We start from the raw sequence: 20,651 nt of genomic DNA on the forward strand, positions 1-20,651 counted from the left end.
ATGTGTTCAGAGCACCGGAGGTCGTCATGGACACAGGCGTGCAGGATCACAGGCGCAGACGCAAACCGCGGCCGGGCAGTTCAGGCCGGGTGACCGATTATACAAAGCTGGTCAATCCATTTGAGCCGATCCGTGTCTTCACGGATGATCAGGTCGAAGCGATCCATCGGAACGCTCTGCGCATTCTCCAGGAAATCGGCATGCGCGTGCTGCATCAGGACGGCCGGGCAAGGCTCAAGGCCGCCGGCGCCAGCGTCGATGAAGGCTCGCAGATCGTGCGCTTCGACACGGGTCTTGTCGAACACGCTCTGGCGACGGCGCCCCGCACGATTGAGCTCATCGGCAGATCGGCGGCCAGAAATGTTTCCCTGGGCGGGCGCAATGTGGCCTTTCTTTCAGTCGCCGGCGCCCCGCATGCCACGGATATCGACCGTGGCAAGCGGCCGGGAACGCTCGCTGATCTCGAAGACTTCATAAGGCTGACGCAGAGCTTCGACATCCTGCATATGCTCGCCGCCGTCATGGAGCCGCAGGACGTGCCCGTTCATCTCCGCCACTATGCGACGATGCGGGCCGCGCTCACTTTGAGCGACAAGGTGCCCTGGGTATTCTGCCGCGGCGCCGGACAGGTGCAGGACAGTTTCGCGATGGTCCGCATCGCCCGCGGGCTGTCGGAAGACGAATTCGTCCGGTCGCCGCACTGCTACACGGTCATCAATACGAATTCGCCGCTTCAGCTGGACGTCCCCATGACGCAGGGGATCATCGATTTCGCCGAAGCGGGTCAGATGCTCATCGCGACACCCTTCTGCCTGGCCGGCGCCATGGCGCCGATCACCATTGCGGGAGCCTTGTCCTTGCAGCATGCCGAAGCGCTCGCCGCCATCACCCTGTACCAGGTGGTTCGCCCGGGCGCGCCGGTCATGTATGGGAGCTTTGCCTCCAATGTCGACATGCGATCGGGCTCGCCGGCATTCGGAACACCCGAGCATGTGAAGACGTCATTCGGGGCGGGCCAGCTGGCGCGGCGACTGGGAATCCCTTGGCGCTCATCGGCCGGAACGGCGTCCAATATGCCTGATGTGCAAGCCGACTACGAAACACAGATGAGCGCCTGGGGCGCCGTGATGAGCGGCTGCAACATCCTGCTGCACGGCGCCGGCTGGCTGGAAGGCGGCCTGACGGCGTCCTTCGAAAAGCTGATCACCGATCTCGAGCTCCTCCAGTCATTCGCCGAGATGTTCAGGCAGGTCGGCTGCGACGAGCAGGACCTGGCATTCGACGCCATTCGCGACGTGGGCCCGGGTGGACACTTCTTTGCGACGTCCCACACGATGGAGCGTTACCAGACTGCCTTTTACGAGCCGCTGGTATCTGACTGGTCGAATTTCGGCCGCTGGACCGAGACCGGCGCGAAGAGCGCAACCGAGCGCGCCAACCGGATCTGGAAACAGAAGCTGGGCGACTTCGAAGCGCCGGCGCTCGACATCGCCTTGCGTGATCAGCTTGATGACTTCATCGCGAGGCGCAGCCGCGAGGGCGGCGCGCCTATCGACGCGTAATGCTCTAAACTTGTTTCCACCCGTGCCTGCTCTGAGAGGATTGGGCTACCAAGCGGCAGCTGTTTGGATATTTCCACGTACCAAATAGCTGTGTCGTTGGCCGCCATATTGTGCAATAATCGTCCATCGTCAGACCACTTCCTCGCCAAGGCATTCCGACGACTGAGAGCGGACGCGCTCCCGCCATCCGAAGGAGCGGAGAGTATGGTCAGCCGCACGACCCGAGAATTCAAGGCGCAATCGACTCATGTTACGGCCATGAAAATCATCGAGGCCGAGCAGAAGCAACGCCAGCTGAAAACCGATCGGTTGCGCAAGTTGCGCCTGGCAAGCCAGGTCAAGGTCGAGGAAGACCATGTCTCCCAGAAGGCGGAGTGACGCCTCGATCAGGGAGATGACGTCGTGGCGGTAAAGACTGATCTCAACATGGACGGCGTCCAAGCGGTGCTTCGCAAGCGCGCCGGCGAGTTGGAGAAGGAATTTCTGTCACGGCTCCAGCAATATCGCATCGACCTCGTGAAAGCGCGCGAGCAGATCATGTTTCTGGAAAAAGGCTGCGATGCCGCTCAATCCGCGATGGAAAGGGCGAGAAGCTATGTGCCGGTCATTGCAAGGGAATATGAGTGCCCGAATTGCTTCGTCCGCATGGGCCTTTCCGGCAAGCTGTTCGAAAGCCCCGAGGGTCCCTCGGCGAATGCCATGACATGCCGCAAATGCGGTACGCGCTTTCACGTGGAGACAGACGAATAATCACGAATACGGCGAAAAACCGGCGCCGTTTCCCGCATCCCGGACCAGTGGCCGATTATGGCTTGCAAAATCGATGAATTACGCCCATATACGGCACTTCGAGTTTCGGCCGCATTGATTATCGGTCTCGCGCGGGGCAAGCCCAGCGCCAACTGACGACCTCTCTCCTGAACATCGATCGTTTGAGCGGGCGCGATGATGCGCTTCCGCGGCGCCTGGCTTGTGAAAGGTTATAATCATGCCGGTAGGAACAGTTAAATTCTTCAACACCCAAAAGGGCTTCGGCTTCATTCAGCCGGACGACGGCAGCAAGGACGTTTTCGTCCATATCAGCGCCGTTGAGCGCGCCAATCTCGGCACGCTCCGCGAAGGCCAGAAGGTCCAGTTTGAAGCGGCTACCGACCGCCGTACTGGTAAGGTCTCGGCCGACAATCTGGAAAACGCGTAACCTTCGACGCCGGCAGAACAGACCGCGGATGTACCGGCTGTTCTGCTTGGCATTGGATTTCAATTGGTTTTGAGCGTGAGGTGTCATGCAGGTATTTGTTCGCGACAACAATGTCGACCAGGCGCTCAGAATCCTGAAGAAGAAGATGCAGCGCGAAGGCGTCTTCCGGGAAATCAAGCGGCGCTCGGCCTATGAAAAGCCCTCCGAACGGAAGGCCCGCGAAAAGGCCGAGGCGATCCGTCGGATGAGAAAGCTGGCCCGCAAGAAGGCCCAGCGTGAGGGACTGCTTCCTCCGCCCAAGCCCAAGGAGCGCCCGGTAAAGCCGCGCGACCTCTTCCGCTCGCCACAACCGGCCGGCGCTGCGCCGACTGCCGAAAAGACACCGGGCTCAACGACTTAGCGCGCATCCCGTCAGCGCACACACGAATCAACGAAAGTGAGATTGGCTGATGGGTAAAAAGAAGACACGCGCTCCTGAAAGCTTCGTCCTGTACGATATCGTCTATCAAGACGGTACGAAATCCTCGCGTCGCCGCATCCCGGCCGAGCATGTCGGAGAGCTGGACGGCGACAAGGCCGTCGCTTCCTTGATCGAGGAGCAGGACCGCAAGATCGCCGAAAAATCCGGCATGCCGCGCGCTCCCGTCAAATCCTTCACCCGTTCATCGGGGCAATAGCTGCTTGGAGCAAATCCCGCCAAAGTCGAAGACTTCGGCGACGAGGATTCGCTTCAGGATATTGATTTTGCGCGAGTCCTTTTCGGCGAAGTGATACCACTTCGCCGCGATGCGCGCTTGCTTTCCCCGGAAAGGGACACGCTATGTATGATGTGTATCGCCATGTCGAGCGCAAGACGCTTCTGCTGACGGTGCCGCAAGGCGCAGGACTGCCCGAGAAGGCATCGGCGGCGCGGTGGCGGCTGTTCGCAAAACGCAAGGCGGTTCCGAAAATCGTCTCGGCTGAAGTCGATCGCGCCGGTTACTGTGTCACCCGCCCAAAGATCCAGATCCCCCTCTAGATTCCATCTGAACCTCTACGGGATTACCGCCGTTGCCTCGATCTCGACCAGCGCCTTGGGCTCGACGAGACGCGTGACCTGGACCGTCGCCATGGCGGGAAAATTCTTGCCGATGATTTCGCGATAGGCCCCCCCCAGTCCTTTGGGATCGGCGAGATAGTCTTCGATCGAGGTGACATACCAGGTCAGGCGCACGAGATGCTCCGGGCCCGCACCTGCCTCCTTCAGCACCGCCACGATATTGTGCAGCGTCTGGCGGACTTGCGGCACGAAACCATCCGGAAAGACGCCTTCTTCGTTCCAGCCGACAAGCCCGCCGGTGAAGACCAGCCGGCCTTGCGCCAATATGCCATTGGCGTAGCCCTTGGGCCGCGGCCATCCCTCAGGCTGCAGAATGCGATGCAAAGGTTCCCGTTTTACGTCGCTCATGTCACGCGCCCTCCTCTTTCACTGCGTGACGTTTCGGCCGCGCTTTGATCTGCAATTCCATCTGCTTCTGCCTGAGCCGCTCCATCTCGCGGAAAGCCTGGTTGCGCCCGGGCAGATACTGTTTCGGCCAGTTCTGATCCCTGGCCCCGTACCAGGCCTGCGCCTGATGGGCGAAATAAGGATTCCACAGATGCGGCCGCGCCAGCGCCACGAGATCGGCGCGCCGCGTATGCAGGATGGTGTTCACCTGCGCCGCTTCGGTGATGGCGCCCACCGCCATGGTCGCCATTTTCGGCACATTGCGGATCGCTTCGGCGAAGGGCACCTGATACATGCGGCCATAGACGGGCTTCTGATCGGGCACCGTCTGGCCGGAGGAGACATCGATCAGGTCGCAGCCCGCATCGCGGAATCGCTCGGCGATGACGAAGAGATCGGCCTCGCTGATGCCGCCGTCTTTCCAGTCCGAGGCTGAAATGCGCACCGACATCGGCCGGTCTTCCGGCCACACCGCGCGCATCGCCGCAAAGACTTCGAGCGGATAACGCAACCGGTTCTCGATGCCGCCGCCATAATCGTCATCGCGCTCATTGGTGAGCGGCGAGATGAAGGAGGCGAAGAGATAGCCATGGGCGCAATGCAGCTCCAGCATGTCGAAGCCGGCTCGCGCCGCGCGTTTCGTCGCCGAGACGAACTCGGCCTTGATGCGATCCATGCCGGCGCGGTCGAGCTCCATCGGAAGGGCGCTGATCCCATCGAAATAAGGAAGGGCCGAGGCCGACACCAGCGGCCAGTTGTCTTGCGCCTCCTTGATGGGATGATCGGCCGCTTCCCAGCCGAGCTGCGTCGACCCCTTGCGGCCGGAATGGCCGAGCTGCATGCAGATCTTCGCATCCGACGACGCATGGATGAAATCGACGATACGTTTCCATTGCGCTTCCTGCGCGTCGCTCCACAGGCCGGGACAGCCGAGCGAGATCCGCGCATCGGGCGAAGGGCAGCTCATCTCGGCGAAAATCAGCCCCATGCCGCCCAGCGCGTGCGAGCAATAATGCACGAAATGCCAGTCGGTGAGATTGCCTTGCGTGTCGGCGGAATACTGCGCCATTGGCGACATCACCACACGGTTCGCCACCTCCATGCCGCGCAGCTGGAATTTGGTGAACATCGGCGTCGGCCGTGAACTGCGATAGTCGTGGCCGGTCTCACGGTAATAACGTTCGTACCATTCGCTGTCGGCCTTGGCGACGAAGCCCGGATCGCGGACCAGCAGATTGTCATAGGTGATGGTCTTGGCCCGGCACATGACCACCATGGCGAACTGCATCGGCTCCATATCGAAGGAGCGTTTCATATGCTCGAACCAGGCAAGCGACACATCGGCATTGTGCTGGACGACCTGGCAGGGCACGCGCCGCGCCGCATCATAGGCGGCGAAGGCGGCCTTTACGTCGCTCGCCGCATGCTTCACCACCGCATTCGACAGGCCGATGGCGCATTCCATCGCGAGCTTGGTGCCGGAGCCGATGGAGAAATGCGCCGAGGCCTTGGCATCGCCGAGCAGCACGATGTTCTTGTGGTTCCAGTTCTCGCAGAAGATGCGGGGGAAACGCCGCCAGAACGAGCGATTGAGCAGGAGAGGATGGCCCTCGAGCTCATCTTTGTAGAGCGCCTCGAGCTTTGCTCTCGAATCTTCCTCGTCCGTTTCCGTGAAGCCATGGCCTTGCCAGCAGGCTTCGTCCATCTCGAAGACCCAGGTCGATTTGCCTTTCTCATATTGATAAGTGTGGGCGCAGATGATCCCATGCGGTGTCTGCTTGAAGAAATAATTGAACTCGCCCATTGGCCGGGTCGATCCCATCCAACAGAAGCGGTTCGCCTTGACCGAAACGGCCGGCTTGAAATGCTCCTTGTAATGGTCACGGATGAGCGAGTTGATGCCGTCGGCCGCGACCACGATATCGGCCGAGGAGCAAAGCTGCTCGATCTCTTCCGGATCGATGCGCCGGCTGAAGGTCAGCCCCACGCCCACTTCGCGGCAGCGCGCATGCAGCAGTTGCAGCAAGGTCATGCGCGACAGGCCGCAGAAGCCATTGCCGCCGCAGCGGACCTCGTTGCCCTTGTAGTGGATGGCGACATCGTCCCAATAGGCGAATTTATCGCGGATGCGCTCATAGGACGGCGGATCATGCGACAGGAACTCATCGAGCGTGTCGTCGGAGAAGACGACACCGAAGCCGAAAGTGTCGTCATCCCTGTTCTGCTCGATGACCTCGATGTCCCAGTTGGGCTTCGCCTTCTTGGTGAGAAGAGCAAAATATAGGCCGCCGGGGCCGCCGCCGATCACCTTGATCCGCATCATTCGTTCTCGCTATTTCGCCGGATCCTTGGGCGACCATAACACAGTGCCGCCGTCCTTTTCATAGGCCATCCCCTTGGGATAGCTGATGAGCTCGAATTGCAGCCCCCAGGGCGCCATGAAATAAAGAATCGATTGCCCGGCAGCCGGCCCCTGATCGACCGGCAACGGCCCCATCATGGTGCGCACATTATTGGCCTTGAGATAATCGGCCGCGGCCTTGATGTCATCGACATAGAGGGCGATGTGATAGCCGCCAATATCGCTGTTCTTCGGCTTCGCATCTTTCTGGTCGGGCGAAGAATATTGGAAGAGCTCGATATTCGAGCCATAGCCGCAGCGCACCAGCGAGATCTGCTCGATCTTGGCGCGCGGATGGACGTCGAGCAGATCCTGCATGAAGGTGCCCTTGTCGTCTGAGAAGGGCCCGAAGGTCATCGCATGCTGGCAGCCCAGCACATTGGTGAAGAAGTCCAGCGCCTGCTTGATATCGGGAACAGTGACGCCGGTATGATCATGGCCGCGCAGACCCGGCAGCGATCCGGCGAGCGCAGGCGTGGCGAGGCAAAGGCTGAGCGACAACGACGCGGCAAATTTCTTCAGCATGTTGCGTTCCTCCGGGACAGGCCGGTGCCTTGCCAGGTCCGGTGTCTTTCTTGCGGCACCTGGAATTACTATAGAACTAAACTATTTTCCGGACAATGCTATAGATATGAAGTAATTCAGATCAGATCGAATAGGTCCCGTAGCTGATATTGCCGAGCCACACCCACAAGGCGAGCAGCGGAGAAGCGCCGGTGCGCATGGCGTGTTTTTGCCAGGGCTGGTGATGTACCAGACCGGGACTGGGTGGCGTGAAAGACCTGCTGTCGTCGAGCTGCCATTCGGCAGAGCCGCTGAGAAGCAAATAGAACTCTTCCGCGGCATGCGAATGCGGCGGATAAAAACAATCCGGCGCCTGCAAATAGAAGCCGAAGCGGCATTTGGCGCTCAGAAACGGCCCTTCCGGCCCGATCAGCTCGGCAAAGGCATTGCGCCCCCGGATCGGGTCCGGCAGGGAGAAGCCGCCATCGGTCCAGGGAAGATTTGCCAGCTCATGCTGCATCGCGATGGACGGCAAATGACTGAGGACCGGCAACACCTGCGGTGGATCGGCTGGTCTCTCGGGCACCGCCGCGCGCATCAGCTTCGCCGCCTCCGCCGCGCGGGCATTGCCAGTGGCGAGATAGAGTTCGGCGGCCGAGTCGATCAGATCCCGCAGATTTACTGGAACCACCACCGCTCCGCGAATTTCAGGCCGTCGAGATCCCATTCGGCCGAGATTTCGGGCGCATGCGCGACCTTGTCGGACATCGCAAAGACGAAATTCGCGAACATCGGGATGACGGCGCCGCCATCGTCACGCACCAGCCGCTGCATCTCGCCATACATGGACCGCCGCTTGGCATCGTCGAGCTCGATCCGTGCCTGCTGCAGGAGCGTGTTGAACCGCTCATTGCTCCAATGCGTGTCATTCCACGGCACGCCGGCGGCATAGGCGGTCGAGAACATCCAGTCCTCGGTCGGCCGGCCGCCCCAATAGACCGCGGCAAAAGACTTCTTGAGCCAGACATTGGTCCAGTAGCCGTCATCGGGCTCGCGCACGATATCGAGCGTGATCCCGGCCTTGGCCGCCTTGTCGGCGAACAGCGTCCCGGCATCGACGGCGCCCGCGAAAGCGGCATCGGCGACACTCAGCGAGACTTTCAGATTTTCGTGCCCTGCCTTCTTCAGCAGCGAGCGGGCCTGATCGGGATCATACTGCCGCTGCTCGAGATCGCTGGCGAAATAGCGATTGAATTTGCCGATCGGATGGTCGTTGCCGAGATAGCCGTAGCCCATGAGGATCTTGTCGACCAGCTCCTGGCGGTCGATCGCCAGCTTGAGCGCCAGGCGCACGTCGCGATTGTCGAACGGCGCCACGTCCGTCTGCATGGCGAAGGTATAATGCTGCGTGCCGGAGGCCTGCTCGATGCGGATCGCGGGATTGCGCTTGAGGAGCCCGACCGTCTTGAGGTCGCAGCGGTCCATCACATCGATATCGCCGGCGACGAGCGCGTTGGTGCGGGCATTCACATCGACGATCGACAGCAGCTCGACTTCATCGAAATGCCCGTGGCCTTCTTTCCAGTAATTGGCGTTGCGTTTGAGGGCCGCTCGCTGGCCCGGCTCGAAACGCGCGATCGTATAGGCGCCGGTGCCCACGCCCGACGCCCAGTCCATCTTGCCTTCGGCCGTCGCCGGACAGATACCGAGATGGAAATCCGAGAGGATGAAAGGGAAATCGGCGTTACCGCCCTTGAGCGTGAAGGTGACGGCGTTGGGGCCGTCTGCCGTGAGCTCGGCGATCTCGCCGACGATACCCTTGGCGCCCGAGGTACTGCCTTCGCCACGATGATGGTTGATCGAGGCGACGACATCGTCGCTGGAGAAGCTCTTGCCATTGTGGAATTGGACCCCTGAGCGCAATTTGAAGCGCCATGTCTTGGCGTCGGCGCTCGGCTCCCAGGATTCGGCGAGCTCGCCCACGAGGTCACCCTTGGGGCCAACCTCGGTGAGCCGGTTATAGGCGCTGTTGCCGACGGCCTGGGTAAAGCCGTTTTCATAGGTCGCCGGATCGAGAATGTCGGTTGTCGAGCCATGGGCTAGACCGGCGCGCAGGCGGCCGCCCTTCTTGGGTTCGGCCTTGGCGCGGCGCGACCAGAGAAGCTGCGCCGAAGCGAGGCTCATGCCGGCGCCCAGGGCGACTTTCATGAAATCCCGCCGTCCGAGCCCCTTCAAGGCCGCTTCCCTTGGCTTGTTCGACATGATGCGATCCTTAACCCTTGTTGCGGGTTCCAGGCTGACGGAATCCGCGGCCGGGTCAAACGATGGTATTTCACATCGACATGAGTTAAACTCATGCTCCCGCTACATGAATGAAACCCATGCCCAAGCGACACGCCATCCCTTCCTTCGTCGGCCTGCGGACTTTCGAGGCCGTCGCGCGGCACGGCAGCTTTCGCCGGGCCGCGGGCGAGCTGAACGTCACCGAATCGGCGGTCAGCCATCAGATCGCGGCGCTCGAAGCCTCCCTCGACACAAAGCTTTTCGTCCGCCAGCCCGGCGGCGTGCAGCTCAGCGCGTCGGGTGAGATCCTGATCCCCTTCATGCGCGAGGCTTTCGACCAGATCGAAAACGGCACAGCGCTTCTCAGGCGCGACCAGAGCGAAGGCGGCCTGACGCTGCAGATCTATGTGACCCTGGCGGTGCGCTGGCTCATTCCGCGGCTGCACCGTTTCCGCCATGCCCATCCCGATATCCGCCTCGCCATTGATTCGAGCCTCATGGACTGGGACTTTGTGCCGAAGGCGGCAGATATGGCGATCGTCTATGCCCAGGCGCCGAAGCGGACGGGCATCGATTATGTGCATCTGTTCGATACATCTCTCGTTCTCGTCGCAAACCCCAAGCTCGCCCGCCGGATCGCCAAGGCCAGGGATCTCGCAAATCTCACGGCGCTCGAAGTGTCGAGCGCACCCGATGATCTCGAAACCTGGTTTTCGAGTGACCGCCGCGCAAGACCGGAAACAGTCGAGAAGTTCGATTCCTATCTGCTTGCCATCGAAGCCGCCATCGACGGCCTGGGTTTCATGGTCGCGCCCGAGCTATTGGTGCGGAGCGACATTCTCGCCGGCAAGCTTGCCGAGCCGATGAAGACGAAAGTCGCCCAGTCCGGTGGTTGGTATCTCGCTTATCAGAGCCGCAAGCGCACCGACCGTCGCATTCAGGCCTTCCGCAAATGGATCCAGGACGAGATCCGCGCGTAGCGCCCTTGCAATTACGCATTATGGCGTGGAATTGGGAAATTTCATCCTGGCGTAACGACGGGAAACTAACGGCAGAGTGTCCTGGCGATTTCCCTGCATGATCAATCACCGGCCTTCCAAGCCTTTGAAATCGTTGGAGGCGGCACTTTTTTCCGAAAAATTCCCTGTAATTCCCTGAAAATCCCTGTATCGGGCCTGTTTCAGAGGGTCGCCACCGTCTTCAGCGCCCCGTCGAGCGCCGTGCCATTCTCGTCCTTGAGTGCCGCTTCGCGCAGGCGCCGCAGCCATTGCGCGCCGTCCTCGCGCCCTTCGAGCAGCGGCAGCGCCGAGAGCACCTTGTCATAACGCGACAGCCCCCGCGTATGCGTGTCACTATACCCCTTGATGAGGCGGCGGCAGCGCAGCACCTCGACGCCGAGCTCGTAATTCCTCCGGGCGACCCGCTCGGCCTCTCCGAGCCATCGCGTGAGATGCGCCTGCTCCACCTCATGGCGCAGCAGACGGCGGCGGAAGCGCCGCAGACCTGAGAGTGCATAAAGCACCGTGTACCAGAAGATCCCGTCGGTGCGCACATGCCGGCCGCGATTGACCATGCGGTCGAGCGCCTTGAACAGGCCTGGGCGGCTTTCGATTGCGCGGCCGAGTTTCGTGGGCAGCATGCCACAGACCTCCTCCAAGCGCGGATGCATGAATTCGGTGAGCTTCAAAATCTGCTCATCGCGGACATGGACTTCATCGCGCACCCGTTCGAAGCGGCGGCGCTCGGTCTTGATCCGCGCCACCCGGATGACGTCGTCATAGGCCATGGCATTGGCCATGTATTTCGCCGCTTCGCGCGTCAGCGCGCGGCCCTTGCCGTCGCCGCCCAGATCATGATCGAGCGCCGCGATCTTCACCAGCCGGCCGAGATATTCCTCGCCATAGGCCATGTCCTGGAACTCGACGACTTTTGCGAGGCCACGCTTCGCCATATCGCGGCTGTCGGCCGGCATTTCATCGTCGATGCGGGCGATCAGCGTCCGATACCGGTCGAGTAAAGCCGGCGGTCCCTGGATCAGGTCGGAGGCGCGCTCGGGTGGGACCGCGGCAGCGACCGGCGCCCTCGCGGCGTCGAAGGCATCATGAAAGGCCCTGAGGCTGGCCTTGATGCCTTTGCCGCCGCTTTGAATCGTCGCCTCGAAACTCTCGCGCGGAAAAGGCAGGACCGAGGCCGCCGCGAGCGCGCCGAACAGGCTCGCCGAGATGACGCTGCCATTGCGCTGGGCGATCGCCTCGAGATCGGCGGCGACGAAGCGACGCGCCGTCTTGCGTGCCGTCTCGATGACGGCCGCGCCATCAGCGATGCCATTGCCCGGCACCATTTTCTCCGACACGGCGAAAGCACGGTGCGAGGAGGCGATGAGGGTGGTGCGTTCCGGCGTCACCAGGCCGCGCATCATCGCGCGCCCGGCTTCCATCAGCTCGGCGGCGATGACGATGTCGACATCACCGGGCGAGGGCATCAAGGCCAGGATCGGCGTCCTGCCGCGATCGGGCACCATTTCGATGTAATAGATCGTGGCGCCGGTGCGCTGGGCCACGCCCGGCACCGAAGTCGCCTGCGCATACCAGCCATTTTCCTCGGCGAGATGCACGATCCAGTCCGACACCACGCCGCCACCCTGCCCGCCCACCGCCAATATCGCGAGCTTGATGATCTGGTTCTGGCGGGCCGGCTGCATGTTCATTGCGCGGTGCCTGCCTTGAGGAAGCGCAGGGACTTCGCATCGCGTCGTTTCTGCAGAAAGCCGATCACCTTCTGCCGCAGTTTTGCGAGAAAGAGGTCGAGACGATTCGGATTGCTGATCACATCGGCGCGGTAGAAAGACGGGCACAACACCGCGGCATCCGCCACTTCACCGCAATTGCCGCAGCCGACGCAGGACTGGTCGATCGACGCCACCGGATCGTCGCGCAACGGATCGTCCAGCTGCTTCACGCTGAGCGACGGGCAGCCTGACAGGCGGATGCAGGCATGATCGCCGGTGCAGACCTCCTCATCGACGCCGAAGCGCGGCTTCACCACGCGTTTGCCGTCATGAATGGCCTTGGCGATCAGCGGCTTCTCGCGGCGCTGCTTGTTGAGCATGCATTCCGACGACGCGACGATGACCTTGGGCCCTTTCTCGTCCGTCGTCAGCGCTTCCCTGAGCGTATCGCGCATCTTCTGGACGTCATAGGTACGGTCGATATGGCGCACCCAGTTGACGCCGACACCCTTCACCGCATCGGTGATCGGATGTTTGGTCGAACGCGTGCGGTTATTGGCACGGGACGAGAGAATGTCCTGCCCGCCGGTCGCCGCCGAATAATAATTGTCGACCACCAGGATGACGCCGTCATTCTTGTTGAAGACGGCATTGCCGATGCCGGAAGCGAGGCCGTTATGCCAGAAGCCGCCATCGCCCATGATGGAGATCGAGCGTTTCTTCGCCGGCATGTTGAAGGCCGAGGCGGAGGCAGGTCCGAGCCCATACCCCATCGTGGTCGCGCCGATATTGAAGGGCGGCATGATCGAAAAGAGATGGCAGCCTATGTCGGCGGCGACATGATGTTGCCCGAGCTCCTGCTCGACCAGCTTCATCGCCGAGAAGATCGGCCGTTCCGGACACCCGGTGCAGAAGCCGGGTGGCCGCATCGGCACCACTTGCGCCAGATGCGACACATCGGGCGGCGCCACCGGTGCGTTGGGCAGGCGGATCTTGGCGGAGAGCAATGCCGGCGCATGATCGCGCAGGAAACCCGACAGGCCGTCGAGCATCACCTGGCCGGAATATTCGCCGGCCATCGGCAGATAGCCCTTGCCATGCAGCCGCGTCGACGCTCCCGCCTTATGCAGCATGTGGCCGAAGGCCTGTTCGAGATGATCGGGCTGGCCTTCCTCGACCACCAGCACCGCATCCTTGTCCTCGCAGAATTCCAGGAATTCGTCATCGACCAGCGGATAGGTGACGTTGAGGATATAAAGCGGCACCATCGAAGTGCCATAGAGATCGGCGAGGCCCAGCCGCTGCAAAGCGCGGATGACGCCATTATACATGCCGCCCTGCAGCACGATGCCGACCTTGCCGCGCTTCGGCCCGACCATTTCGTTGAGCTTGTGCGTCTTGATGAAGTCGATCGCCGCCGGCCAGCGCTTCTTGATCTTCTCCTGCTCATGCAGGAAGGAGGCGGGCGGCAGCACGATCCGCTGCGTGTCGCGGCGCGGTGATTCCAAGGCGTCGGCCACCGACATCGGCGGGCGCTGATTGTCCTTGGCGATGAAGCGGCCATGCACATGGCAGGAGCGGATGCGCACTTCCAGCATTACCGGCGTGTTGGTCGCCTCCGAAAGCGCGAAGCCGTCCTCAACCGCCTTGACGATCGCTTCGAGATTGGGTTTGGGATCGAGCAGCCAGATCTGCGACTTCATCGCAAAGGAATGGCTGCGCTCCTGCATGATCGAGGAGCCTTCGCCGTAATCCTCGCCGACGATGATGAGGGCGCCGCCGGTGACGCCGCCCGACGAGAGATTGGCGAGCGCATCGGAGGCGACATTGGTGCCGACCGTCGATTTCCAGGTCGCCGCCCCGCGGATCGGATAGTGCACCGAGGCCGCAAGCGCCGCCGCCGCCGCGGCTTCGCTGGCGCTCGCTTCGAAGTGAACACCGAGATCGCCCAATATGTCCTGCGCATCGGCGAGCACATCCATGAGATGCGAGATGGGCGCGCCCTGATAGCCGACGACATAACCGACGCCGCATTGAAGGAGCGCCTTGGTGATGGCGAGAATGCCTTCACCGCGGAACTCTTCGCCGGCGCCGATCTTCAGCTGCTGGACTTCTTTCGCGAAGGAACGTTCGGCCATGGCGCCTTCCTCAGTCCTGGTTCACATTCTGCAGCATCTTGTGCAGGACCGAAATGAAAGTCTCGTATTCGGCCTCGCTGACGCCACTGAAGACTTCTGAATAAAGCTTATACATCAAAGGCCAGAATTCAGCGAAGAGCTGGCGGCCCTTGTCGGTCAGATAGACCTCGCGGACCCGGAGATCGCCCTTGCGCGGCCGGCTCTTGATCAGCCCCTGCTCCTCCATCGCATCGAGCGTGCGGCTCATGGTCGACTGCTCGGTGATGGTGTGGAGCGCCAGATCGTTCGCCGTCATGCCGGGCGTGATCGACAGCACCGCAAGGGTGCGCATCTTGGCGGTGGTGAGGTCGAAGGGCTTCAGCGCCTCCTGCATGTCGGCATTCCAGCGCGCCGAGATGCGGTTGATCAGATAGGGCGCGAAGTGATTGAGCCCGATCTCGCCGATCGACGGGATCGCGTCATCGACCGAATTGGAGGGTTTGAGGAGAGTGGTTCCGAAGCGTCCGACCATCTGATCACCTCAAGGCTTGCGCCAGCATGAAGCCCGACCCGCCGCCGAGTCCGGCTCCCGGATGGGTCGAAGCGCCGATATGATAGACATTGCGGATGAAGGTGCGGTGGTTGACCGAGGATTTGAACGGCCGCCACAGGAAGGACTGATCGAGCCCGCAGAAGCCGCCATAGGGGTCGCCGCCGACCAGATTCACATTCATGGCCTGGAGATCGGCGGGCGAATAGGCCCGCCGCGCCAGCTTGATGGAGGCAAAGTCGGTGATGTGATGCGCCAGGATCGCCTCGACGCGGTCGGCATAGGCTTCGCGCACCGCCTCGCTCCAGGCGCCATCCGCCGGCACCGCGATCTTGCCTGCCGCGTCGCCTTTGATATGGCGCGGCGCTTCCGGCAGCTGCAGCCACAGGATCGCAGCGCCTTCCGGGCAGCGGCTCGGATCGAGCGCATGCGGCTGGCCCACGCAAATGGTCGGCACTTCCGGCAGCATGCCGCGCTCGGCCTCGTTTGCCGCCTTCGAAACACCATCGAGTCCCGGGGTGAGATGGAGCAGCGCGACCTTGTCGAGACCGGGCGAGAGCCAGCGCGGTTTCGCCTTCAGCGCATAATGGAGCTGGAAATTGCCTTTGCCATAACGATAGTTGCGGACCTCGTCCGCAAGGCCTTGCGGTTTGTCGAAGCTCTGGAGCAGGCGCTCATAGAGCTGGGTCGGTGTGACCGAGCAGATGACGCCTGATTTCGCGATGATCTCCGAACCGTCGGCAAGTTGCACCCCGCGTGCCACACCGCCGCTGCCGGCAAGCACCGAGACGACATCGGCGCCGGTACGGATCTCGCCGCCCGTCTCCGCGATCAAGGCCGCGAAGGCATCGAGCAGTTTCTGGCCGCCGCCTTTGACGATCGGCGCGCCTGCCGCTTCGAGCGCGAAAGCGATGACCTTGGCCATTTGCGCCGAATAGGCGCTTTCCGGCCCGAGGCCGGTATGCAGCACCCACGGCGCCCAGAGCGCTTGGGCGACGTCGGATTGGTAATTCGCCTCGAGCCAGGTGCGCGCCGGGGTGAGCGCCTCGCCGAAGAAGCGCGCCAGCTGGCGCGGACCGCGCCGCCACGCTTCCTGGGCGAGGAGCTTCGCCGTCGGCCAGCTCCACAGCTGGCCGCCGAGCAAGGCGAAGAGCAAAGGCGCGTTGCGCTCGACACCGCCGACATCGGCGAGATGCTGGGCGCCGTCGCCTGAGGCGAGTTGGTCCAGCGCCGCGCCATTGGCGACGCGTTTCATGCTGATGACGGCCGAACGCCCATCCGGCAGAAGCACGCCTGAGGGGTGGTCCGTGTGGCAGAATTCGAGCCCATGCCGGCCGAGATCGGCGGCGAGCGCGGCATAAGCGGGCGAGGTGATGAAGAGGACGAAGGTCGTCGCCATCACGTCATGGACATATCCAGGCGCGGTGATCTCTTCGCTGCGGATGCAGCCGCCGATCCGGTCATTGCGCTCGACGAGCAGCACGCGTTTACCCTGGCGGCCCAGCAAAGCCGCGCAGACCAGGGCATTGATACCGCTGCCGACGATCACATAGTCAGGATCGGCCATGTTCGTTTCTGAGCCTCTCTCCTCTTTTCCCTTCTCCCGCCTGCGGGAGAAGGTGGCCGAAGGCCGGATGAGGGTGTCTCAGCGCGCGACCAGCGCCAACACACGCAACGGGCTGCCGGTGCCATTGACGATCTTCAGCGGCGCCGCGATCAGGATGGCGCCTTTGGCCGGCAGCTTGTCGAGATTGCACAGGCTGGCGAGGCCATAGCGGTTCGCCTTGTGCATCAGATTATGCGCCGGGAAGGGCGGCGTCATGCCACCGGCGGCGCCGGCATCGGTGCCGACCGTCTCGCTGCCCCAGCCGATGGCGCCTTTCGACAGGATATATTCGATGCAGTCGACCGTCGGGCCCGGCGAATGCGGTCCCGTCTCATTGGCGTTGAGGAATTCCTTCTCGCTGCCATTGCGCTTGTACCAGTCGGTGCGCATCAGCACCCAGGTGCCTTTGGCGATGTCGCCATGGGTCTTCTCCCAGGCGCGCACGCCATCGGCGGTAAGCAGGAAGTCCGGATTCTTCTTCACCTCGGCGCTGCAGTCGATGACATTGACGGGCGCCACGAAATTCTTCGGCGCGATCCGGTCGGTCGTGCCGTCAGCATAGTCCTTGCCGGTGATCCAATGCACCGGCGCGTCGAAATGCGTGCCGGAATGTTCGCCGAGCTTGAGCCAGTTCCATGACCAGAACGGACCATTCTGATCGTAATTGGAGATATTGTGCACCTCGACCGTCGGCGTGTTCTTGCCGATCTCGGGCGGCAGCTTGATCAGCGGCGTCTCAGGCCCGAGCGGCGCCGAGAGATCGATGACGTCGACGGCTCCCGACAGAAGGGCTTCCGCCAATGAAGTGAGATCGGCTTTCTGCGCCATAGGCATTCCTCCGCTGCGTGTTGTTGTTCTGGTCCAGCATCCTATGCCCAATGCATGCAAATGCAAGTAACAAATCTGGACTTTATCAAGCGCTAAGGAATCTCATGGACAGATTATATGCATATGCCAGTATGTCTGCCGGAGGGGACGGCCATGAACTATGACGCGATCATCGTCGGCAGCGGCCATAACGGGCTTGCCGCGGCCGTGCATCTGGCCAGGCAAGGCTGGAAGGTCGGCGTCTTCGAGCGCAACAAAGTGGCGGGCGGCGCGGTGCAGACCCGCGAGGTGACGCTTCCCGGCTTCCGCCATGATCTCTTCGCCATGAATCTCGGCCTCTTCGCCGGCTCACCCTTTATGCGCGCCCATGGCGAAGCGCTGACCAGGCACGGCCTGGCTTTCGCCGGCGCGGGCGACTGCTTCGCAACGCCCTTTGCCGATGGCAGCTGGTTCGGCGTCTCGATGGACAAGGAGAAGAACATCGCCCGGGCGCAGAGCTTCTCGGCCAAGGACGCCGAGGCCTGGAGGAACTTGAGCGATCGCTTCGGCCGCGACGCGCCGCATATCTTCGCTTTGCTCGGCAGCCCGATGCCGTCCCGCGATCTTCTGCCCTTGGGCTGGAAGGCCTGGCGGGCGCAAGGCGCCGCCTGGATCATCGACACGCTGAAGCTGCTTGTCTCCTCGCCCCGCGCTTTTCTCGACCAGACCTTCGACTCCGAGAAGATCAAGGCGACGCTTGCCGCCTGGGGCCTGCATCTCGATTTCGCGCCCGATATCGCGGGCGGCGCGCTTTTTCCTTATCTCGAGGCGATGGCCGACCAGAGTTTCGGCATGGCGCTCGGCAAAGGCGGCGCCGATGTGATGATCAAGGCGCTCACCAGCTATCTCAAGGAGCTCGGCGGCGAAATCCATCTCGACGCCGAGGTCCTGCGCATCGACAGGAGCGCCGGCCGCGCCACCGGCGTCACGCTCGCCGACGGACGGCAGTTCCAGGCGACCCGCGCGGTGATCGCCAATGCCTTGCCGCAGGCCGTTTTCGGCCGCCTCCTCGACGGCGGCAGCGGCGATGCCGAAACCGACCGCCGCATGAAGGCGTTCCGGCCCGGCCCCGGCACGATGATGATTCATGTCGCCTGCGATGGCCTCCCCGACTGGACGGCGGGGGACGAGCTCAAGCGTTTCGCTTATCTCCATCTCGCCCCTTCGCTCGACATGATGAGCCGCGTCTATCACGAGGCGCTGGCGGGGCTCCTGCCGGCGGAGCCGGTCGTCGTCGTCGGCCAGCCGACCGCCATCGACTCCAGCCGAGCCCCCGACGGCAAGCATATTCTCTGGCTGCAGGTCCGTGTCCTGCCGGCCGAGATCAGGGGCGACGGCAAAAGTGAGATCACCGGCACCGACTGGGACCAGAACAAGGAGGCCTATGCCGACCGCGTGCTCGCCATTCTCGAGACCTACGCGCCGGGCTTCGGCGCCAAGATCCTCGGCCGCGCCGTCTTCTCGCCGATCGATCTCGAGCGTGAAAATCCCAATCTGCTGGGTGGCGACAATCTCGGCGGCAGCCATCATCTGAGCCAGAATTTTCTCTTTCGCCCGGCGCCCGGATGGTCGCGCTATAAAACGCCGGTCCCGGGACTTTATCTCGTCGGCGCATCCACTTGGCCGGGGGCCGGCGTCGGCGCCGGGTCGGGTTTCATGCTGGCCAAGATGCTCAGCAAGTGAGCTTGCGGGGGATTTAGTTTAGACCTAAAGTATCTATCAATGGCCCGCACAATAAGGGGCGACAGGGAGAGAAACATGACGACATCCAGGCGTGATCTGTTGAAAATCGGTGCCCTTGGCGGCGCCGCTCTGATAGCCGGATTTCCGGGCGCGGAAGTCTCCGCGCAAGGGGCCGAGCTCACCATTGCCTATAATGTGAACCTGCCCTCCTGGGACCCGACGGTCGGTCCCTCGGCGGTGAACCCGACCATCCAGGCGGTCTATCAGTCGGTCTTCGACATGTATATCGCCCAGAACCCCGATCTCTCCTTCGCGCCGGGCCTCGTCACCAAATGGGGCTGGAACGACGACAAGACGAAAGTCGAGATGGAGGTGCGCGACGGCGTCACCTGGCATGACGGCTCGCCCTTCACCGCCGAGGATGTCGCCTGGTCGCTCGAGCGCGCCGGCAAGCCCGAGACCGGCAATCCGATCCAGTTCGTGTGGAGCAAGATCGGCAACTTCAAGGTCGACGGCAATAAGATCACCGCCGATGTGAAGGAGTTCGAGCCGGTCCTGTTCAAATGGATGTCCTTCCTCACCGGCTATGTGCTGCCCAAGGCCTATTACGAAAAGGTCGGCGCCGAAGGTTTCGAGAAGGCGCCGATCGGTACCGGCCCCTATATGATGGAGAAGTTCGAGCGCAACGCGTTCGTGCGCCTCAAGGCCAATCCGAACTACTGGGGCGGCAAGCCCGCTTTCGAAACCGTCATAATCAAATTCGTGCCCGATTCGACGAGCCGCGTCGCCGAGGTCGAATCCGGTTCCTCGCAGGTGACGCTCGAAATTCCCTATGACGAATTCGACCGGCTGAAGGCCAAGGACGGGCTTGCCGGCATCACCACGCCGATCTCCGATATCGGCATGATCTTCCTGAACGACATCGATGTGATGCTCGACAAGAATGTCCGCCTCGCCGCCCATCACGCCATCGACAAGCAGCTCATCATCGACCGCCTGCTTAACGGCTATGGCATTCCGATCGACACGCTCGAGACGCCGCAATATGCGGCCTATGACGCCTCGATCAAGGTCGGCTTTGATCCCGAGAAAGCCAAAGCGCTTCTGGCCGCCTCGGGCTTCGGGCCCGACAAGCCGGTGAAGTTCAAGATCCAGACCACCAAGGGCTTCAAGCCCAAGGACTACGAGATGATCCAGGCCATCGTCGGCATGTGGCGCAAGGTCGGCATCGAGGCGGAGATCGAGATCTACGAGATCGCCAAGCATTACGAACTGCGCGCCGCCGACACGCTGGCGCCGGCCGCTTTCTACAACTGGGGCAATGCGATCGGCGACCCGACCACCTCGACCGGCTTCGCCATGTTCGGCCCGAGCCCGCATTCGGTGTGGGATTCGAAGGACCTCATCGACATGATCATCCCGCTCTGGGGTGAGAAGGACGAGACCAAGCGCATCGAAGGCTGGAAGGCGGTCAGCAAATACATCGCCGAGCAGGGTTATGTCATTCCGCTGCTGCAATATGTGCAGCCGATCATTCATGCCAAGTCGGTCAAGGTCACGCCGCATGTCTCGGGCGCCCTCTTGCCCGCGCTGATGACGCCGGCCTAACGTCAAGCGGGAGGAGCGCCCCCGGCGCCCCTCCCGCACCGCTTTGCAAGGTTTCACA

The 20,651-nt window shown here is 62.2% G+C and carries 20 protein-coding genes; 10 read left to right on the top strand and 10 right to left on the bottom strand.

Going from position 1 to position 20,651, the window contains the following annotated elements:
- Window positions 1-26: 26 nt before the first annotated feature.
- The 7 genes from JHL16_RS20855 to JHL16_RS20885 all read left to right on the top strand — a co-directional run bounded on the left by JHL16_RS20855 (window position 27) and on the right by JHL16_RS20885 (window position 3,778).
- Entirely contained in the window at window positions 27-1,562 is a 1,536-nt protein-coding gene (locus tag JHL16_RS20855) for a trimethylamine methyltransferase family protein (protein WP_200186751.1), read from the top strand.
- Window positions 1,563-1,766: 204 nt separating this feature from the next.
- Complete coding sequence (locus JHL16_RS20860; RefSeq protein WP_171028693.1) at window positions 1,767-1,940, top strand: hypothetical protein; 174 nt, start codon at window positions 1,767-1,769, stop codon at window positions 1,938-1,940.
- Window positions 1,941-1,964: 24 nt separating this feature from the next.
- A complete protein-coding gene (locus JHL16_RS20865) occupies window positions 1,965-2,312 on the top strand; it encodes a hypothetical protein (protein ID WP_200186752.1) in 348 nt (115 codons plus the stop codon).
- A 238-nt stretch (window positions 2,313-2,550) separates the two neighbouring features.
- Window positions 2,551-2,760, top strand: a complete 210-nt coding sequence (locus tag JHL16_RS20870; protein WP_137859766.1) for a cold-shock protein — start codon at window positions 2,551-2,553, stop codon at window positions 2,758-2,760.
- Window positions 2,761-2,845: 85 nt separating this feature from the next.
- Window positions 2,846-3,160 (top strand): 30S ribosomal protein S21, encoded by a 315-nt coding sequence (rpsU, locus tag JHL16_RS20875; protein WP_200186753.1) that lies wholly within the window; start codon window positions 2,846-2,848, stop codon window positions 3,158-3,160.
- Between the two features lie 49 nt (window positions 3,161-3,209).
- Window positions 3,210-3,437: a hypothetical protein gene (locus JHL16_RS20880; RefSeq protein WP_200186754.1), complete on the top strand. Its 228-nt coding sequence runs from the start codon at window positions 3,210-3,212 to the stop codon at window positions 3,435-3,437.
- A gap of 143 nt (window positions 3,438-3,580) precedes the next feature.
- Window positions 3,581-3,778, top strand: coding sequence for a hypothetical protein (locus JHL16_RS20885; protein WP_137859769.1), 198 nt, complete (start codon window positions 3,581-3,583; stop codon window positions 3,776-3,778).
- Window positions 3,779-3,793: 15 nt separating this feature from the next.
- Here JHL16_RS20885 and JHL16_RS20890 read toward each other — a convergent pair whose 3' ends face one another.
- From JHL16_RS20890 to JHL16_RS20910, 5 genes are all read right to left on the bottom strand, one after another.
- Window positions 3,794-4,207: a RidA family protein gene (locus JHL16_RS20890; RefSeq protein WP_200186755.1), complete on the bottom strand. Its 414-nt coding sequence runs from the start codon at window positions 4,205-4,207 to the stop codon at window positions 3,794-3,796.
- A gap of 1 nt (window position 4,208) precedes the next feature.
- Window positions 4,209-6,566 (bottom strand): oxidoreductase, encoded by a 2,358-nt coding sequence (locus JHL16_RS20895; protein ID WP_200187216.1) that lies wholly within the window; start codon window positions 6,564-6,566, stop codon window positions 4,209-4,211.
- 12 nt (window positions 6,567-6,578) lie between these two features.
- Window positions 6,579-7,172, bottom strand: a complete 594-nt coding sequence (locus JHL16_RS20900; protein WP_200186756.1) for a VOC family protein — start codon at window positions 7,170-7,172, stop codon at window positions 6,579-6,581.
- Between the two features lie 121 nt (window positions 7,173-7,293).
- Window positions 7,294-7,842 (bottom strand): dimethylsulfonioproprionate lyase family protein, encoded by a 549-nt coding sequence (locus tag JHL16_RS20905; RefSeq protein ID WP_200186757.1) that lies wholly within the window; start codon window positions 7,840-7,842, stop codon window positions 7,294-7,296.
- Window positions 7,830-9,413, bottom strand: a complete 1,584-nt coding sequence (locus JHL16_RS20910) for an ABC transporter substrate-binding protein (protein WP_200186758.1) — start codon at window positions 9,411-9,413, stop codon at window positions 7,830-7,832. Before JHL16_RS20910 ends, JHL16_RS20905 begins: the two co-directional genes overlap by 13 nt.
- 119 nt (window positions 9,414-9,532) lie before the next feature.
- Here JHL16_RS20910 and JHL16_RS20915 point away from each other — a divergent pair, with 119 nt between their 5' ends.
- Window positions 9,533-10,414 carry a LysR substrate-binding domain-containing protein gene (locus tag JHL16_RS20915; RefSeq protein WP_200186759.1) on the top strand — a complete coding sequence of 294 codons (882 nt, stop codon included), beginning with the start codon at window positions 9,533-9,535 and terminating at the stop codon, window positions 10,412-10,414.
- A gap of 200 nt (window positions 10,415-10,614) precedes the next feature.
- On the opposite strand, the gene JHL16_RS20920 is transcribed toward JHL16_RS20915, so the two are convergent.
- From JHL16_RS20920 to JHL16_RS20940, 5 genes are all read right to left on the bottom strand, one after another.
- Entirely contained in the window at window positions 10,615-12,141 is a 1,527-nt protein-coding gene (locus tag JHL16_RS20920; protein ID WP_200186760.1) for an indolepyruvate oxidoreductase subunit beta family protein, read from the bottom strand.
- Complete coding sequence (locus JHL16_RS20925; protein ID WP_200186761.1) at window positions 12,138-14,300, bottom strand: thiamine pyrophosphate-dependent enzyme; 2,163 nt, start codon at window positions 14,298-14,300, stop codon at window positions 12,138-12,140. Before JHL16_RS20925 ends, JHL16_RS20920 begins: the two co-directional genes overlap by 4 nt.
- Before the next feature lie 10 nt (window positions 14,301-14,310).
- Window positions 14,311-14,811: a MarR family winged helix-turn-helix transcriptional regulator gene (locus JHL16_RS20930; protein WP_200186762.1), complete on the bottom strand. Its 501-nt coding sequence runs from the start codon at window positions 14,809-14,811 to the stop codon at window positions 14,311-14,313.
- A gap of 4 nt (window positions 14,812-14,815) precedes the next feature.
- Window positions 14,816-16,396: a phytoene desaturase family protein gene (locus JHL16_RS20935; protein WP_200186763.1), complete on the bottom strand. Its 1,581-nt coding sequence runs from the start codon at window positions 16,394-16,396 to the stop codon at window positions 14,816-14,818.
- A 78-nt stretch (window positions 16,397-16,474) separates the two neighbouring features.
- On the bottom strand, window positions 16,475-17,263 hold the full coding sequence (locus tag JHL16_RS20940; RefSeq protein ID WP_137859779.1) for a cyclase family protein: 789 nt from the start codon (window positions 17,261-17,263) through the stop codon (window positions 16,475-16,477).
- 153 nt (window positions 17,264-17,416) lie between these two features.
- Between JHL16_RS20940 and JHL16_RS20945 the strand changes: the two genes are divergently transcribed.
- Window positions 17,417-18,985: a phytoene desaturase family protein gene (locus JHL16_RS20945; RefSeq protein WP_200186764.1), complete on the top strand. Its 1,569-nt coding sequence runs from the start codon at window positions 17,417-17,419 to the stop codon at window positions 18,983-18,985.
- A 75-nt stretch (window positions 18,986-19,060) separates the two neighbouring features.
- Window positions 19,061-20,593 carry an ABC transporter substrate-binding protein gene (locus JHL16_RS20950; protein ID WP_200186765.1) on the top strand — a complete coding sequence of 511 codons (1,533 nt, stop codon included), beginning with the start codon at window positions 19,061-19,063 and terminating at the stop codon, window positions 20,591-20,593.
- Window positions 20,594-20,651: the final 58 nt, after the last annotated feature.

The organism is Taklimakanibacter albus (assembly GCF_016595235.1).
In the GTDB taxonomy this organism is placed as follows: Bacteria; Pseudomonadota; Alphaproteobacteria; order Rhizobiales; family Aestuariivirgaceae; genus Taklimakanibacter; species Taklimakanibacter albus.